Origin of the sequence: Actinoplanes utahensis, assembly GCF_016862455.1 — a bacterium.
Lineage (GTDB): Bacteria > Actinomycetota > Actinomycetes > Mycobacteriales > Micromonosporaceae > Actinoplanes > Actinoplanes utahensis.
Window position 1 is genome coordinate 243,955 of the sequence record NZ_BOMZ01000015.1, and the last position, 15,164, is coordinate 259,118.

Below are 15,164 nucleotides of genomic sequence, written 5' to 3' on the forward strand. Positions count from 1 at the left end.
AACCGAAACCGGTCGGCTGAGGTGGCTTATCTCCCGTTCAGCCGACCGGCTGGTAATCAACCGTTAACCGGCTGATACGGTCGCGAAAAATCGCCCGGACACTGGGAGTGCAGAGCTATGGGCAAGAAGGTAACCGTCGTAGGCGCCGGTTTCTACGGGTCCACGACCGCGCAGCGTCTCGCGGAGTACGACATCTTCGAGACGGTGGTCCTCACCGACATCCTCGAAGGCAAGCCGGCCGGCATCGCTCTCGACCTCAACCAGTCCCGCGCGATCGAGGGCTTCGAGAGCAAGGTCGTCGGTGTCAGCACCGGCCCGAACGGCGAGGGCTACGAGCAGATCGAGGGCTCGGACGTCGTCGTCGTCACCGCCGGCCTGCCGCGTAAGCCGGGCATGAGCCGGATGGACCTGCTCGAGGTCAACGCGAAGATCGTTCGTCAGGTCGCCGAGAACATCAAGAAGTACGCGCCGAACGCCGTGGTGATCGTGGTGTCCAACCCGGTCGACGAGATGACCGCGCTGGCCCAGCTCGCCACCCAGTTCCCGAAGAACCAGGTCTTCGGCCAGGCCGGTGTGCTCGACACCGCCCGGTTCACCAACTTCATCGCCGAGGAGCTGAACGTTCCGGTCGCCAGCGTCAAGGCGCTGACCCTGGGCTCGCACGGCGACACCATGGTGCCGGTCCCGTCGCGCTGCACCGTCGACGGCAAGCCGCTGTCCGATCTGCTTCCGGCCGACAAGATCGAGGAGCTGGTGGTCCGGACCCGTAACGGTGGCGCCGAGGTGGTCGCGCTGCTGAAGACCGGGTCGGCCTACTACGCCCCGTCGGCCGCCGCGGCCCGGATGGCCAAGGCCGTGGCCGAGGACTCCGGCGTGGTCCTGCCGGTCTGCGCCTGGGTCGACGGCGAGTACGGCATCTCCGGCGTCTACCTGGGCGTCGAGGCCGAGCTCGGCGCGCAGGGCATCAAGAAGGTCGTCGAGGACAAGCTCACCGAGAGCGAGCTGGCCGGCCTGAAGGAGGCCGCCGAGGCGGTCCGCGCCAAGCAGGCGGACGTCGCGCACCTCTGATCCACACGGTTCCACCGAGAAAGGCCGGGGCGCTCCGAACGCCCCGGCCTTTCTCATGGCCGGGACAGCACGACGGCGGCGATCAGGGTCGCGATGACGAAGGCCATGACCGGCACGGCGAGGGCGATCAGCCGGACGCGTTCCCCGAGGGATTCCTTGAGGGCGTCGTTGAACAGCACGAACGGCGCGACGAGTGACGGCGCCAGCCCGGCCAGGAAGCCGTTGCGCATCCCGGTGACGACGGCGCTGCCACCGGGCCCGCTGACGGCGTCGGCGAGCCAGTGATTCGTGTCGCCGGGGTAGACCGGCAGGATGCTGGGTACCAGGAGGAACAGCATGCCGATGCAGACGGCGGTCCGTTTCCGGGCCGACGACTGCGTGGTGAACAGCACGATGAGCCAGACCAGCACGAACGGCGCGAGGAACAGCAGCCAGCCGCTGACCGCCATCACCCCGGTGTGCCCGCCGCTGACCAGGCGGGCCAGGCCGGCGTAGGCCGCCACGGTGAACTTGCCGGCGGCGAACAGCCCGATCAGCAGTGCGATCAGCGCAAACGTGGCCCACTTGCGGTTGCGTTCCCACCAGACATTGTCGATCACCGCTGAATGCTAAGTGGCGGCCGCGACTGCCTGCTTTTCGGTGCGCCGGTTCGTCCCGGCCTGGAATGGTAGTGGTTGGTCCGTCAGACGGGGCCGCCCGCCGAAGATCGCCGGGCGGGCAGTACGCTCGTACTGCTAAGCGTGTGTTTCGGGAGAGGAGCGCCGGCCGATGGCGAAAATCAAGGTCAAGAACCCGGTCGTGGAGATCGACGGCGACGAGATGACCCGGATCATCTGGAAGCAGATCCGTGAGCAGCTGATCCTGCCGTACCTCGACGTGAACCTCGAGTACTACGACCTGTCGATCCAGTACCGGGACGAGACCGACGACCAGGTCACGATCGATTCGGCCAACGCCATCAAGCGGCACGGTGTGGGCGTCAAGTGCGCCACCATCACGCCGGACGAGGCGCGGGTCGAGGAGTTCGGCCTGAAGAAGATGTGGCGGTCGCCGAACGGCACGATCCGCAACATCCTCGGCGGCGTCGTCTTCCGCGAGCCGATCATCATGAGCAACGTACCCCGGCTGGTACCGAGCTGGACGAAGCCGATCATCATCGGCCGGCACGCCCACGGTGACCAGTACAAGGCGACCGACTTCGTGGCGCCGAGCGCCGGCAAGATGACGGTGACCTTCACCCCGGCCGACGGCTCCGAGCCGATGGAGTTCCTGGTCTCCGACTTCCCGGCCGGCGGCGTCGGCATGGCGATGTACAACTACGACGAGTCGATCCGCGACTTCGCGCGCGCCTCGTTCCGGTACGGCCTGGCCCGCAACTACCCGGTCTACCTCTCCACCAAGAACACCATCCTGAAGGCGTACGACGGCCGCTTCAAGGACCTGTTCGCGGAGATCTTCGAGACCGAGTTCGCCGACCAGTTCAAGGAGGCCGGCCTCACCTACGAGCACCGGCTGATCGACGACATGGTCGCCGCCGCCCTGAAGTGGGAGGGTGGCTACGTCTGGGCCTGCAAGAACTACGACGGTGACGTGCAGTCCGACACCGTGGCCCAGGGCTTCGGCTCGCTCGGCCTGATGACCAGCGTGCTGATGACCCCGGACGGCAAGACCGTCGAGGCCGAGGCCGCGCACGGCACGGTCACCCGGCACTACCGGCAGTGGCAGAAGGGCGAGAAGACCTCGACCAACCCGATCGCCTCGATCTTCGCCTGGACCGGCGGCCTCAAGCACCGCGGCAAGCTGGACGGCACCCCCGAGGTGACCGAGTTCGCCGAGAAGCTCGAGCGCGTCTGCATCGAGACCGTCGAGGGCGGTCAGATGACCAAGGACCTCGCGCTGCTGATCGGTCGGGACGCCCCGTGGCTGTCGACCGACGAGTTCATGAACGCGCTGGACGAGAACCTGGCCCGCAAGCTGGCCTGAGGTTCGCATCGAGTGAAGGTCCCGCTTCGGCGGGACCTTTTCCTCTCGTTGGGCTCCGCACCCGGAAGCGACGATGAAGTCGACGAGGGAGCGTGAGATGAACGAGATCGACGGCCTGGTGGGCAATGCTCAGAGGGCTCTGGCCGAGTACGCCGACTTCACCCAGGAGCAGGTCGACCACATCGTCGGCAAGGCCTCGGTGGCCGCGCTGGACAAGCACGGGGACCTGGCCCGGCTGGCGGTCGAGGAGACCGGCCGCGGTGTCTTCGAGGACAAGGCCGTCAAGAACATCTTCGCCTGCGAGCACGTCACCAACAGCATGGCCGGGATGAAGACGGTCGGCGTCATCCACCGCGACGACGTCGACGGGATCACCGAGATCGCCGACCCGGTCGGGGTGGTCTGCGCGGTCACCCCGGTCACCAACCCGACCTCGACCACCATCTTCAAGGCGCTGCTGGCGCTGAAGACCCGCAATCCGATCGTCTTCGCCTTCCACCCCAACGCACAGGCCTGCAGCGCGGAGGCGGCCAGGGTGGTCCGGGACGCGGCGATCGCGGCGGGCGCGCCGGAGAACTGCATCCAGTGGGTCGAGCAGCCGTCGCTCCAGGCTACGGCAGCGCTGATGAACCACCCCGGTGTCGCGACGATCCTGGCGACCGGTGGGAACGCGATGGTCCGGGCCGCCTACTCGACCGGCAAGCCGGCTCTCGGCGTCGGCGCGGGCAACGTTCCGGCGTACGTCCATCCGTCCGCCGACGTGGTTCGCGCCGCCCACGACATAGTGCTGTCGAAGACCTTCGACAACGGCATGATCTGCGCCTCCGAGCAGGCCGTCGTCCTGGACCGCTCGATCGCTGCGCGGGCGCTGCGCGAGTTCGCCCGGCTGCACGCCTACCTGGTCACGCCGGAGGAGAAGCGGCTTCTCCAGGACTTCATCTTCCCGCCGGACGGGGAGGGCACCGACTGTGTCGGCGAGAAGCTCAACGCCGCGGTGGTCGGCCGGTCGCCGGTGTGGATCGCCGAGCAGGCCGGTTTCACCGTGCCGGCGGACACCTCGATCCTGCTCGCCGAGATCGGCGAGGTCGGCCCGGCCGAGCCGCTGAGCCGGGAGAAGCTGTGCCCGGTCCTGGCCGTGCTCACCGCCGAGGACGAGGAACAGGGCATCCGGTACGCCGAGCAGATGGTCGAGTTCCACGGCCTCGGGCACAGCGCGGTCGTGCACGGCAGGGACGCCGACCTGGCGGAGCGGTTCGGCAAGCGGATGAAGGCGGTCCGGATCATCTGGAACGCGCCCGCCTCGCAGGGCGGCATCGGCGACATCTACAACGGCTTCCGCCCGTCGCTGACCCTCGGCTGCGGCAGTTACGGCCACACCTCGGTCTCCGACAACGTCTCCGCCCTCAACCTGCTCAACATCAAGCGCATCGGCCGTAGGACGAACAACATGCAGTGGTTCAAGGTGCCGGCGAAGATGTACTTCGAGCCGCACGCCATCCGCTACTTCCGGGACATGCCGGACGTCCGGCGGGTCACCATCGTCACCGACCACACCATGACCAGGCTCGGTTACGTCGACCGGATCAGCAACGTGCTCCGCGAGCGGCCCGAGCCGGTGACCATCCAGATCATCGACACCGTCGAGCCGGAGCCCAGCATCGACACGGTCCGCGGCGGCGCGGCTCTGATGCGCTCGTTCCGCCCGGACACCATCATCGCCCTCGGCGGTGGCTCGCCGATGGACGCGGCCAAGGTGATGTGGCTGCTCTACGAGCACCCGGATGTCGACTTCGCGGACATGAAGGAGAAGTTCTTCGACGTCCGTAAGCGGGCCTTCAAGTTCCCGGCCCTGGGCGGCCTGGCGAAGCTGGTGTGCGTGCCGACCACGTCCGGCACCGGCGCCGAGGTGACCCCGTTCGCGGTGATCACCGACACCGCCACCGGGCAGAAGTACCCGCTGGCCGACTACGCCCTCACGCCCAGTGTGGCGATCATCGACCCGCACCTGACCCGGGACCTGCCGCCGGTGGTGACCGCGGACAGCGGCTTCGACGCGCTGACCCACGCCACCGAGGCGTACGTCTCGGTCTACGCCAGCGACTTCACCGACGGGCTGGCCCTGCACGCGATCAAGCTGATCTTCCAGAACCTGGAGCGGGCGGTCACGGCCGGCCCGGAGGACCCGGTCGCCCGGGAGAAGATGCACAACGCCGGGACGATCGCCGGCATGTCGTTCGGCAACGCGTTCCTCGGCATCGTCCACGCCATGGCGCACACCCTGGGCGCCAGTTTCCACGTCGCGCACGGCCGGACCAACGCGATCCTGCTGCCGCACGTGATCCGGCACAACGGCACCGTGCCGTCGAAGTTGAACAGCTGGCCCAAGTACGAGCGGTACATCGCCCCGGAACGGTTCCAGGAGATCGCCCGGCACCTGGGCCTGCCGGCCGACACCCCGCAGCAGGGCGTCGAGTCGTACGCCCAGGCCGTCGAGAGGCTCCGCGAGGCGGTCGGGATCCCGGCGTCGTTCAAGGGCGCCGGCGTGGACGAGGACGAATTCCTGGCCGCGCTCCCGCAGCAGGCGATGAACGCGTACCTCGACCAGTGCGCGCCGGCCAACCCGCGGATGCCGATGCTGGCGGATCTCGAGCGGATCATGCGGACCGCGTACTACGGGTAGTAACCCGGGATCCACGCGATTCGTTGGACGAAGTGGGGAGGCCTTGTCCCGGGCCTCCCCACTTTCGCGGGGTCAGATGTCGCGCAGCCGCTGGGCGGCGGCCTCCGGGACGATGTCGTTGACGAAGGCGCCCATCGCCGACTCCGACCCGGCCAGGAACTTCAGCTTGTCCGCCGCGCGCCGGATGCTGAACAGCTGCAGATGCAGGTAGCCCAGGTCACGGCCCTCGCCGACGACCGCCTGGTGCCAGGCCGAGATGTACGGCATCGGCTTGCCGAACAGGCCGTCGAACCGGCGCAGGACGTCCAGGTAGAGCGGGCCGAACGCGTCCCGCTCGGCGTCGGTCAGCGCGGGCAGGTCGGGGACCTGCCGGTGCGGGGCCAGGTGCACCTCGAACGGCCAGCGGGCGGCGGCCGGCACGTACGCCGTCCAGTGCTCGTTGGCGGCGACCACCCGGACCTTCGCCTCCTGCTCGGCGGCGAGGACGTCGGCGTACAGGTTGCGCCCGGTCTTCTCCCGGTGTCGCGCCGCGGCCCGCAGATAGGCCGCCGTCTTCGGGGTGACCGTGGGGTAGGCGTAGATCTGGCCGTGCGGGTGGTGCAGCGTCACGCCGATCTCGACGCCCCGGTTCTCGAACGGGAACACCTGCGCCACCCCGGGCATCCGGGAGATCTCCGCGGTGCGGTCGGCGAGCGCGTCGATCACGGTCCGCACCCGGGACGGTGGCAGCGACCCGAAGGCGGCGTCATGGTCGCTGGTGAAGCAGACGACCTCGCACCGGCCGCGGCCCGGCCGCACCGGCACCATGCCGGTGACCTGGGTGATCTCGTCCGGGACGATCCGGTCGCTGAACGACGGGAACTGGTTCTCGAAGACCACCACGTCGTAGTCCGGCGCGGGGATCTCGCTGGCGAACCGCTCACTGGTCGGGCAGAGCGGGCACGCGTCCGACGGCGGCAGGAACGTGCGGGTGTTGCGGTGTGCGGCGACCGCGATCCACTCGTCGGTCAGCGGGTCGTAGCGCAACTGCGACGCCGGCGGGGGCGGCGGCAGCTGCCGGGTGTCCGGATGTCCGGAGCGGCCGCTGTCCGGGGATTCGTCGAAATAGATCAGCTCACGGCCGTCGGAGAGACGGATGCTCGAGCGGGTCGGGGTCACTGGGGGTTCACCACCACGAGTTCAGGAACGGAATCGATGAGGATCTGGCGGGCGCCGTCGTCCAGGCCGTCGTCGGTGATCAGGATGTCGGCGCGGGACAGCGGAACGATCGAGGAGATGCCGACGGTGCCCCACTTGGTGTGGTCGGCGAGCACGACCACACGCTCGGCCGCCTCGACCAGGGCCCGGTTGACGTCGGCCTCCATCAGGTTGGGCGTGCTGTAACCGGCGCGCTCGCTCATCCCGTGCACGCCCAGGAACAGCACGTCCAGGTGCAGGGCGCCGATGGCGGCGACGGCCACCGGGCCGACGAGAGCGTCAGAGGGGGTACGCGTCCCGCCGGTCAGGATCACGGTCTGGTCCGCCCGGCCGCCCCGGTAGAAGACGTCGGCGACCGGGATCGAATTCGTCACCACGGTCAGCGCGGGGACGTCGACGAGACGCTCGGCGAGCTCCGCGGTGGTGGTGCCGGCCGAGAGCGCGATCGCGTCACCGGGCGACACCAGCGCGGCGGCCCGCATCGCGATCGCCGCCTTCTCCTCGCGCTCGCGCACCGACTTGGCGGTGAAGCCCGGCTCGTGTGCCGAACCGGGACTGACCGTGGTCGCGCCGCCATGTACTTTCGCCAGCAGGCCGCGCTCAGCGAGCGCCTCCAGGTCGCGGCGGATGGTCATGTCGGAGACGCTGAACTCGGTGGCCAGCTCGGTCACCCGGACGCCACCGCTGGCGCGCACCCGATCAAGGATGGCGGCCTGGCGCTGCGGTGCCAGCATCAGCGACCCGCTCGCCTGATCCGAACTAATTCCAACACACTCGAACGGTACCCCGTGATCGGGTGAGTGCGAAAGAGTGAGCTCAGATACCGCGGCCCCGCTTGTGCAGGGCGGACAGCACGTTCTCCACCTTGACCGCCCCGGTCATCGCGGCCAGGGCTATCGCGGCCCGCGGCTCCCGCCAGTTCGCCCGCACCGCCTCCCGGGTGTACCGCCAGGCCGCGCTCCGGTTCCCGCTCGCCGCCGACCAGCACGCCAGCTGGCCGTAGACCCGGGCCGCGCCGGGCCGGCAGCCGCTGATCTCCGGGTGCCGCCGCATCATCCAGCGCAGCGAGGAGATCTTGGTGGCGTACTCGTAGGCGTAGTGCGAGGTCCGGCCCCACAGCACCCGGACCAGCGGTTCGTCCAGATGCACGATCGGCGCGCGGCGGGCCGCCCTGAGGAGAAGATCCCAGTCCTCGTTCTGGCTGCCCGGCGCATCCTCGGCGACCAGGCCGATCCGCTCCGGGTCCAGGGCCTCCCGGCGGATCAGGAACGACGACGAGTGCAGCATCGCCATCCGGGACCGGGCCAGGTCCGCCACGGTTACCCGGCTGCGCCCGGCCAGCCGGGGGGTGGTGCGCCCCTCGTACTCCACCTCGATCGCGCAGGTGGCGAACTCGGCCTCCGGCTCGGCCAGCAGCGCGGCGACCTGGCGGCGCAGCTTGTCCGGCGTCCACTGATCGTCGTCGTCACAGAATGCGGTCAGCTCGGTGTCGAGCGCCAGCAGGCCGGTGTTGCGGGCGCCCGCCAGCCCGGCGGCCCGCCAGTTGGTCAGCACCAGCACCGGGACGCCGTCGGTGGAGGCGAGCAGATAGTCCGGCTCGGTCTGGTCGTAGACCACGACGACCTTCAGCTCACCCGGATAGCGCTGCCCGCGGACCGCGTCGATCGCGCGGCGCACCAGCTCGGGACGGTTGCGGGTGGGGATCACGACCCCGACCGACGGCCAGTTCATCATGCCTCCGATGAGATGTGGATCGGGTAGCCGTACGCCCGGAGAAGGGGTCCGCAGACCGCGCCCACCAGCCTGCGCTGGGAGCCCGGCAGCGCACGCACCCAGGCGTCGTCGTGCCGCAGCGGCAGCCGCCCGACGGTGAACCGCATCGGGTTGCCCGCCGCGCTGTGCCCGACCCCCAGGTCGGCGTGCCCGCTGCGGAGGAAGTCCAGGTCGTCCGGGTGCAGCGGGACGCCCGCGAAGTCGGCCAGGCGGATCAGCCCGGCCCGCGGGTCGGTGAGGAACTCCTCGTAGCGGATCCGGCGGACCGGCACGCCCCGGCGCGCGAGCAGGCCGAACGCGGCGTTGTGCGCGTTCCACAGCAGCGCCGAGCGGCCGGGGGAGTAGCGGGTCATCTGGTCGGCGCCGTCGGTCTCCGGCCGGGTCACCGTCTTGGTCCAGGAGTACGCCACCCCGCGCGCGTCCCGGACCACGTGCACCACCCGCAGGTCGACGTCGTCGGCCCAGCGCAGGACGTGGGCCAGTGCGGAGTGCTTGGAGGAGTCGATCACCACGCGGGCGCCGGACACCTCGGCGGCGGCGGCGTAGACGCGGGCGTAGTACGACGCGTACTCCCGGACCTCGGGGGAGGCGGCGGTGGCCGTGGCGAGGCGGGGGATGTGCCGGGTCCGTTCGACCGCGTCGCGCAGCGCGTGCACCCGGTCGACGTCCACGTTCGCCCAGCCGTTGAAGGCGAGATCGCCGACGCGCCGCCAGAACGTGCAGCCGGAGAACCGGGCGCCGCAGCCGCAGCGCTCGTCGTCGCGGACATCGCGTTGCCACAGGTGGACGACCTCGCCCAGGGCGCACATGCCGGGCAGTTCGCCAAGCAGCCGTTCGACGAGCGTGGTTCCGCTTCGTCCGAATCCGCCCAAAAACAGCACTTGTGCCACTTTGGCCCGCCTTCATTCGTTTCGCTCTGGTAACGAGTGAAGCAGGGTAAAGGAGGCGTTAGGTGAGTATCGAGGCTTTCGACCGTGTGCACCTGGACGGAACCGGTATCGACCGGATCACCGAGGACGAGGTCGTGGCCGTGGTGCGCGAGTCCCTGGCCCGTGGCCGCGGCGGCCGGATCATCACCCCGAACGTCGACATCCTGCGCCGGGCCGCCGCCGACGTCGGCGTCCGCCGGCACCTCGACGACGCCGACCTGATCGTGGCCGACGGCATGCCGCTGATCTGGGCCAGTCGCCTCGGCGGCGCCCCGCTGCCCGAACGGGTCGCCGGCAGCAGCCTGATCTGGTCGCTCTCGGAGGGCCTCGGCCGCGACGCCCGCTCCGTCTTCGTGATCGGCGGATCCCCGGCGCGTTCCGGCCGGGAGAGGGACGGCGCCGCCCGGGCGGCCGCCCGGCTCGCCGAGAAGTGCCCCGGCCTGCGGATCGCCGGAACGATCAGCCCCGATTACGGTTTCGAGGAGGACGAGGCGAGTTATGCCGCGGTGTGCGCGCGGGTCGTCGCCGCCCGGCCGGACATGGTCTTCGTCGGCCTCGGTTTCCCCAAGCAGGAGATCGTGATCGAGCGGCTGCGGCCGCAACTGCCGGACGCCTGGTTCGTCGGATGCGGCGCCGCGGTCAACTTCGTCGCCGGCGACGTGGAACGGGCGCCCCGCTGGATGCAGCGCACCGGCCTGGAATGGGCCCACCGCCTCGGCGTCGAGCCGCGCCGCCTGGCCGGCCGCTATCTGCGGCACGACGCCCCTTACGCCCTGCGCCTCCTGGCGGCGGCGCCGCGCCGCCGAGCGCGGCGGGCCTGAGCGCCCGGGACGCCGCGGAACCGGGCGCAGCGCTGCCCGGCTCGCAGCCGGATCGCGCCGATCGTGGGCTGTGGATGACCGGCCGCGTCATAGCCGCTCTGCCAGGGGAACCGGTCGTCCGGATCGGGCCAGGCGAGCTGCAGCAGGCGGACCCGGTCGTCGCCGTAACGCATCAGGGCGGCGCCCGGGAACAGCGTCTCGCTGATCCCGCCCGCCACGACCCGGACCTCCTGATCCACGATCAGGCCGCGGATGCTCTGCCCGTGCCGCAGCAGCAGGGCCTCGTCGACGACCCGGCCGGCCACCTCGTTGAGCAGCAGATGGCCGGTCTCCGGCGGCAGGCCGGCGATGGTGAGCTCGGGAAACCCGTAACCGGTTAGGCCGACCGTGTAGGCGAACGGAACCGTGCCCTCCGGATCGTCCTCCTCCGGCAGCACGTGCACCACCGCCCAGCCGAACCTGCCGATGATCTCGCTCTGCTCGTCGAAGAAGTCGTCGAGGTAGGACATCGCATGACCCCCGTTGGCTCGGCACGGTGTCTGACAGAGCCAACTATGGAACACACGTACGACATTTTTCCGGGGATCCGCCGTGCAAGGCGGATCCCCGGTCGAGCGATCAGCGGTTGAAGTAGGGGTCTTTCGCGAGGCGGAGGAACTGCTTGAAGGCCCGGTCGTCGCCGATCAGGCGGAACTGCTGGTTGGGGCTGTTGCCCTCGGGGTTCGACTCGAAGTAGGCGACCGCCTTGATCTGCCGGTTCGCCTTGAAGGTCCGCTCGGCGTCCTTCAGCCACGCCGCCCGGGCCGCCGACCCCCACGCCCGGGCCACCCCGAACTCGCCGATCACGATCGGTTTCGGCCGCTTGGCCGCCCACTCCAGGAACGGCCCCATCAGCGTGCCGATCGGCTGGAAGTCGAACCCGGCGTAGACATCCACGCAGGTCCAGTCGACCTGATCGTCACCGGGGTAGAACTGCGGTGCGTCCCCCCGGACGAAACCCTCGGCGGTCGGGCACCACACCCAGGACACGTTGTCGGCCCGCTCCTCGCGGAACAGCTTCCGCACGTACCGCCAGGCGGCGATGTAGTCCTCGCCGGACCACATGGTGGCCCGCAGGTTGGGCCGGTCCATCTCCCAACGCATCCGCAGCATCACCGGCTTCTTGATCGCGCGGATCGCGACCGCCTGCTTACGGATCAGGTCGTCGTGCTCGCCGGTCAGGATCGACCGGTTGTCACCGGTCGCCCAGCTGATCATCAGGGACGCCCCGTCGGACAGGAAGGCCTGGTCCGACGGGGTGCCCATCATCTGCTCGAAGCGCCGGTACGTGTTGATGAAGTCCAGCTTGCGCCCCATCGACTGTTCCAGCCCGGCGACCGCGGTGAGCCGCCCGACGTGGGTGAGCTCGTCCGGCTTGATCCACGCCCCGAACAGCGCGCCCCGGCGCGGCGGCTTGAACGGCCCGGCCTGGAACGGCCCCGGCTGCACCGCCACGGCCCGCGGCGCAGCGGACAGGTCGGGCGAGGGCGCCGGCGGCGGTGGCGGGTCGTCGCCGCCCCAGCCGCAGCCGCCCAGCAGCAGGACGAGCAGGATCGCCAGACCCCTACGCATTGATCCGCCGGGCCGTGTAGAGGACGTTCACCGCGTACGAGTCGCTGCCCGGCAGCCTGCGGGCCGCCGCGTCGGCGAGACGAGCCACCCGGTGGTCGTGCAGCGACGGGGTCAGCATCGAGAAGCCCTTCCGGCCGACGATCTCGAAACCGTGCCGGGCCAGCAGCCGTTCCACCTGCTCGTGGGAGAGCTCGGCGAACCAGCGCTGCCCGTTGTGCCGCCGGGCCCGCAGGTGCCGCACCGAGCCGGCGTTGCCGTGGTTCTCCACCACGAGCAGCCCGGATCCGCGGTGCGGCAGCACCTTGGCGGCGAAGGCCAGGGCCCGGTCCCGGACGGCGTCGTCGACGTTGAGCAGCAGCCGGAAGATCGTCACGATCGCCGGGAAGCCGGCCGCCACCGGCTGTGGCACCGGGCCGTCCGGGTCGACGCGGTGCCAGGTGGCCCGGGAGCCGACCTCGGCCGCCTTCGCCATCATCTCGGCCGACGTGTCGTACCCGTGCGCCTCCCGCACCAGCCCGTGCAGCGCCCGGATCGCCCGCCCGGTGCCGCAGGCGAAGTCGTGCTGGACCGGCGGCCGGTCCGGGAACTCGCGGCGGATCAGGGCCCGCAGATGATCCCGTTGCCGGTCGTTGATCCGCGACGCGTAGCTGTCCGGGGCGTACGTCACGGTCTCGTATTTCTCGACCGCCTCGGTGTCCTGGAAAACCTCGGTGTAGTCGCTGGTCAACTCTTCCTCCTAAATGCGCCGAGCATCAGCCGTCCGCGTAGCAGCCAGGCCCCCATGGCGTAGGCCGGGACGGCGGCCACGAGAGCCGCCGGAAAGAACAGGACAGGTCCGAAGCACCCGGCGGCCAGCAGTGCCGCGGTGCGGGTGCCCGGCCCGAACGGGTGCATACCGGTGCCGCGGTGGACCTGGGCCAGCGGCAGCAGGTTGTTCACGACCATGGCCCCGGCCAGGCCGAACGCCGCTCCGAGCGCGCCGAATCGGGGGATCAGCAGCACGTCCAGCCCGACCGTGACGGTCAGGGCGATCAGGACGTTGCCGAGGTTCGCCGAGGTGCGGCCGGCCATCGCGAGCACCATGTCGACCATGCCGCAGCCGGTCGCCACCAGCATCGCGGCGGCCAGCACCAGCACCACCGGGGCGCCGGCGGCGTACTCCGGTCCGAAGATCCGCAGGTAGTACGGGGCGAACGCGGCCACCAGCAGGCAGACCGGCCAGGTCACCAGCACCAGCCAGCCGGTGGCGATCTGGTAGAGCCGCTTCGCGCCGGCCGTGTCGCCGGTGCTCAGCGCCTCGGCCAGCCGTGGCTGCACCGACTGCGACAGCCCTTGGTTGGCGAACTGGACCAGCACCACGAACCGCCCGGCCACCGCGTAGATCGCGGCCGGCGCCAGTCCGCCCAGCGCCGCCACCAGCAGCACGTCCACCCGCTGGAGCGCGAGCTGAGCCACCGCGGCCACCGCCCGCGGACCGGTGAAGACCCAGAAGTCCCGGCGCAGGGTCCGCCGCTCGGCCCGGGTCGCGTTCCGTTCGCGATCGACCCCGGCGGTGTACGCCCTCCGCGCCGCGAACCCGGCCAGGACCACCACCGGCAGGTACGGCGCGGCCCAGGCGAACGCGAAGACCGGCAGCGAGGCCGCCGCCCACGACGCGGCCACCCCGGCCGCGCACACGGCCAGCACCTGCAGCCCGCTGCGCAGCACCCGGTCCAGCAGCACGGTCGGCCGCATGATCCGGTAGCCGCGGGTGACGGTCAGCAGCACGTCGGTGAGCGCCTGCAACGGGACGAACACGGCCAGCACCCGCAGCCCGGTGGTGTGCACGGCCACCACCTCCGGCGACTCGCCCGCGGTGAGGTGGGCGATCCCCGGCGCGGCCAGCCACATCCCGAGCGCGAGGGCCACCGAGAACACCGCGACCGGGGGGATGCCGGCCCGCAGACAGGCGCCGAGCAGGTGGTCCTGCCCGGTGGCCCGCAGCCGGGCCGGCCAGTAGACCAGCCCGGTCTGCGTACCCAGCTTGGCCAGGCCCCCGGCCAGCACGAACGCGGCGGTGGCGGCGAAGAACGCGCCGGCCTCGGCGGTCGGCAGCGTGCGGGCCACGACCCAGGTGACGATCACCCCGGCGCCGCCGGCCAGCACCGAACCGGCCATGTTGGCCAGCCCGCCACGGGCCGCGCCGCGGGCGCTCGCGGGCCGCTCGGTGGTGCCCGCCGTCACCCGCGGCGCCAGACGGGCGTGTGCCCCAGCCAGGTGGCCAGCGCCTCGTCGTGCGACCGGTAGTGCTCGCTCAGCTCGCGGCGCAGCCCCGGGTCCATGTCGGCCTGCCGGGGGCGGGCGTTGTGCCGCTCGAACGGCGGCCGCTCCAGGCCGGCCGGCAACCCGAGGAACCCGCACACCTCGTCGTAGACGGCCTCCGGCTCGGTGAAGAAGCGCTCGCTCTCCACCACGTGGATCCGCTCCCGGCCGACGTGCTGGGCCATCACGCTCAGGTAGCGGGCGTACTCGCCGCGGGCCCGGTAGGCGTGGTGCTGGTGGGCGAAGCTGTAGAACGCCGGGTCGAGAGCGAGCCGTTCCTCCTGGCGGTGCAGCCGGGCCGGCTCCAGGGTCAGGGCCGCCCCGAAATCCTGCTCGGTCTCGTAACCTCGGGCCACCTCGTGGTGGTGCTGCGAGTAGGCGCGTTCCACCGGGTCCCGGACCAGGACCACGAGCTTGCTGTACGGCAGGTCGCGCGCGATCCGGGCGGCGGCCTGCGGGTGGTACATGTAGTACGGGCTGGATTCGAAGGTCTGCGCGCGTACCCCGTACCGCTCGCCGATCCGCTCGGCGCTGCGCAGCAGCGGAAAGTGCCCGCGGTACCACTCGGGTCCCCGCTTGTACGACGTGTCGAAGTAGTGCACACCCTTGTGCAGGACCGCCTTGAGCACCACCGGATGCGCGGCCAGCGCGCGGTACAGCGACGTGGTGCCGCAGCGCTGCCCGCCACAGATCAGGAAGGACGGCAGCATCCGGCTGTCCGAGGTGAGCCGTCCGTAGGATCGGGTCCCCAGGTGCACGACCCGTTTCACCGGCGCCGGCAGATTGCGCACGTTCACGGCC

Annotated in this window: 13 protein-coding genes and 1 pseudogene; 4 read left to right on the forward strand and 10 right to left on the reverse strand. The window is 70.6% G+C overall.

What is annotated here, in order from left to right; genetic code table 11:
- Positions 1–117 precede the first annotated feature (117 nt).
- Positions 118–1,068, forward strand: a complete 951-nt coding sequence (mdh, locus tag Aut01nite_RS04765; protein ID WP_043522160.1) for a malate dehydrogenase — start codon at positions 118–120, stop codon at positions 1,066–1,068.
- A gap of 53 nt (positions 1,069–1,121) precedes the next feature.
- Here the strand turns inward: mdh and Aut01nite_RS04770 are convergent, their stop codons facing one another.
- Complete coding sequence (locus Aut01nite_RS04770) at positions 1,122–1,667, reverse strand: hypothetical protein (RefSeq protein WP_043522159.1); 546 nt, start codon at positions 1,665–1,667, stop codon at positions 1,122–1,124.
- 169 nt (positions 1,668–1,836) lie between these two features.
- Between Aut01nite_RS04770 and Aut01nite_RS04775 the strand changes: the two genes are divergently transcribed.
- The gene (locus Aut01nite_RS04775; protein ID WP_043522158.1) at positions 1,837–3,051 is read left to right on the forward strand and encodes an NADP-dependent isocitrate dehydrogenase; all 1,215 of its coding nucleotides are present in this window, start codon (positions 1,837–1,839) and stop codon (positions 3,049–3,051) included.
- A gap of 64 nt (positions 3,052–3,115) precedes the next feature.
- A pseudogene (gene adhE, locus Aut01nite_RS04780) lies at positions 3,116–5,731 on the forward strand (bifunctional acetaldehyde-CoA/alcohol dehydrogenase); the annotation flags it as partial.
- A gap of 72 nt (positions 5,732–5,803) precedes the next feature.
- On the opposite strand, the gene galT reads toward adhE, so the two are convergent.
- The 4 genes from galT to Aut01nite_RS04800 form a co-directional block, all read right to left on the reverse strand.
- Positions 5,804–6,889, reverse strand: a complete 1,086-nt coding sequence (galT, locus tag Aut01nite_RS04785) for a galactose-1-phosphate uridylyltransferase (protein ID WP_043522154.1) — start codon at positions 6,887–6,889, stop codon at positions 5,804–5,806.
- The gene (locus Aut01nite_RS04790) at positions 6,886–7,662 is read right to left on the reverse strand and encodes a DeoR/GlpR family DNA-binding transcription regulator (protein ID WP_043522153.1); all 777 of its coding nucleotides are present in this window, start codon (positions 7,660–7,662) and stop codon (positions 6,886–6,888) included. The genes galT and Aut01nite_RS04790 overlap by 4 nt, the downstream gene beginning before the upstream one ends.
- Positions 7,663–7,744: 82 nt before the next feature.
- On the reverse strand, positions 7,745–8,659 hold the full coding sequence (locus tag Aut01nite_RS04795; protein WP_043522151.1) for a glycosyltransferase family 2 protein: 915 nt from the start codon (positions 8,657–8,659) through the stop codon (positions 7,745–7,747).
- Positions 8,659–9,591 (reverse strand): sulfotransferase, encoded by a 933-nt coding sequence (locus tag Aut01nite_RS04800; protein WP_043522150.1) that lies wholly within the window; start codon positions 9,589–9,591, stop codon positions 8,659–8,661. Before Aut01nite_RS04800 ends, Aut01nite_RS04795 begins: the two co-directional genes overlap by 1 nt.
- A 62-nt stretch (positions 9,592–9,653) precedes the next feature.
- On the opposite strand from Aut01nite_RS04800, the gene Aut01nite_RS04805 reads away from it, so the two are divergent.
- The gene (locus tag Aut01nite_RS04805; RefSeq protein ID WP_043522148.1) at positions 9,654–10,451 is read left to right on the forward strand and encodes a WecB/TagA/CpsF family glycosyltransferase; all 798 of its coding nucleotides are present in this window, start codon (positions 9,654–9,656) and stop codon (positions 10,449–10,451) included.
- Here Aut01nite_RS04805 and Aut01nite_RS04810 read toward each other — a convergent pair.
- The 5 genes from Aut01nite_RS04810 to Aut01nite_RS04830 form a co-directional block, all read right to left on the reverse strand.
- Positions 10,397–10,960, reverse strand: a complete 564-nt coding sequence (locus Aut01nite_RS04810; RefSeq protein ID WP_063958703.1) for a DUF4262 domain-containing protein — start codon at positions 10,958–10,960, stop codon at positions 10,397–10,399. The two genes, Aut01nite_RS04805 and Aut01nite_RS04810, sit on opposite strands and share 55 nt — an antisense overlap.
- A gap of 109 nt (positions 10,961–11,069) precedes the next feature.
- The gene (locus Aut01nite_RS04815; RefSeq protein WP_043522147.1) at positions 11,070–12,062 is read right to left on the reverse strand and encodes a glycosyl hydrolase; all 993 of its coding nucleotides are present in this window, start codon (positions 12,060–12,062) and stop codon (positions 11,070–11,072) included.
- Complete coding sequence (locus tag Aut01nite_RS04820) at positions 12,055–12,789, reverse strand: methyltransferase domain-containing protein (protein ID WP_043522146.1); 735 nt, start codon at positions 12,787–12,789, stop codon at positions 12,055–12,057. The genes Aut01nite_RS04815 and Aut01nite_RS04820 overlap by 8 nt, the downstream gene beginning before the upstream one ends.
- Positions 12,786–14,285, reverse strand: a complete 1,500-nt coding sequence (locus Aut01nite_RS04825; protein WP_236642492.1) for a lipopolysaccharide biosynthesis protein — start codon at positions 14,283–14,285, stop codon at positions 12,786–12,788. The genes Aut01nite_RS04820 and Aut01nite_RS04825 overlap by 4 nt, the downstream gene beginning before the upstream one ends.
- Positions 14,282–15,160 carry a sulfotransferase domain-containing protein gene (locus tag Aut01nite_RS04830; RefSeq protein ID WP_043522266.1) on the reverse strand — a complete coding sequence of 293 codons (879 nt, stop codon included), beginning with the start codon at positions 15,158–15,160 and terminating at the stop codon, positions 14,282–14,284. Before Aut01nite_RS04830 ends, Aut01nite_RS04825 begins: the two co-directional genes overlap by 4 nt.
- Between the last annotated feature and the right edge of the window lie 4 nt (positions 15,161–15,164).

Coding starts and splice junctions, on each gene's coding strand:
- Aut01nite_RS04795 (WP_043522151.1), bottom strand. CDS start 8,659: ATGAACTGGCCGTCGGTCGGGGTCGTGATCCCCACCCGCAACCGTCCC.
- Aut01nite_RS04815 (WP_043522147.1), bottom strand. CDS start 12,062: ATGCGTAGGGGTCTGGCGATCCTGCTCGTCCTGCTGCTGGGCGGCTGC.
- Aut01nite_RS04775 (WP_043522158.1), top strand. CDS start 1,837: ATGGCGAAAATCAAGGTCAAGAACCCGGTCGTGGAGATCGACGGCGAC.
- mdh (WP_043522160.1), top strand. CDS start 118: ATGGGCAAGAAGGTAACCGTCGTAGGCGCCGGTTTCTACGGGTCCACG.
- Aut01nite_RS04810 (WP_063958703.1), bottom strand. CDS start 10,960: ATGTCCTACCTCGACGACTTCTTCGACGAGCAGAGCGAGATCATCGGC.
- Aut01nite_RS04790 (WP_043522153.1), bottom strand. CDS start 7,662: ATGCTGGCACCGCAGCGCCAGGCCGCCATCCTTGATCGGGTGCGCGCC.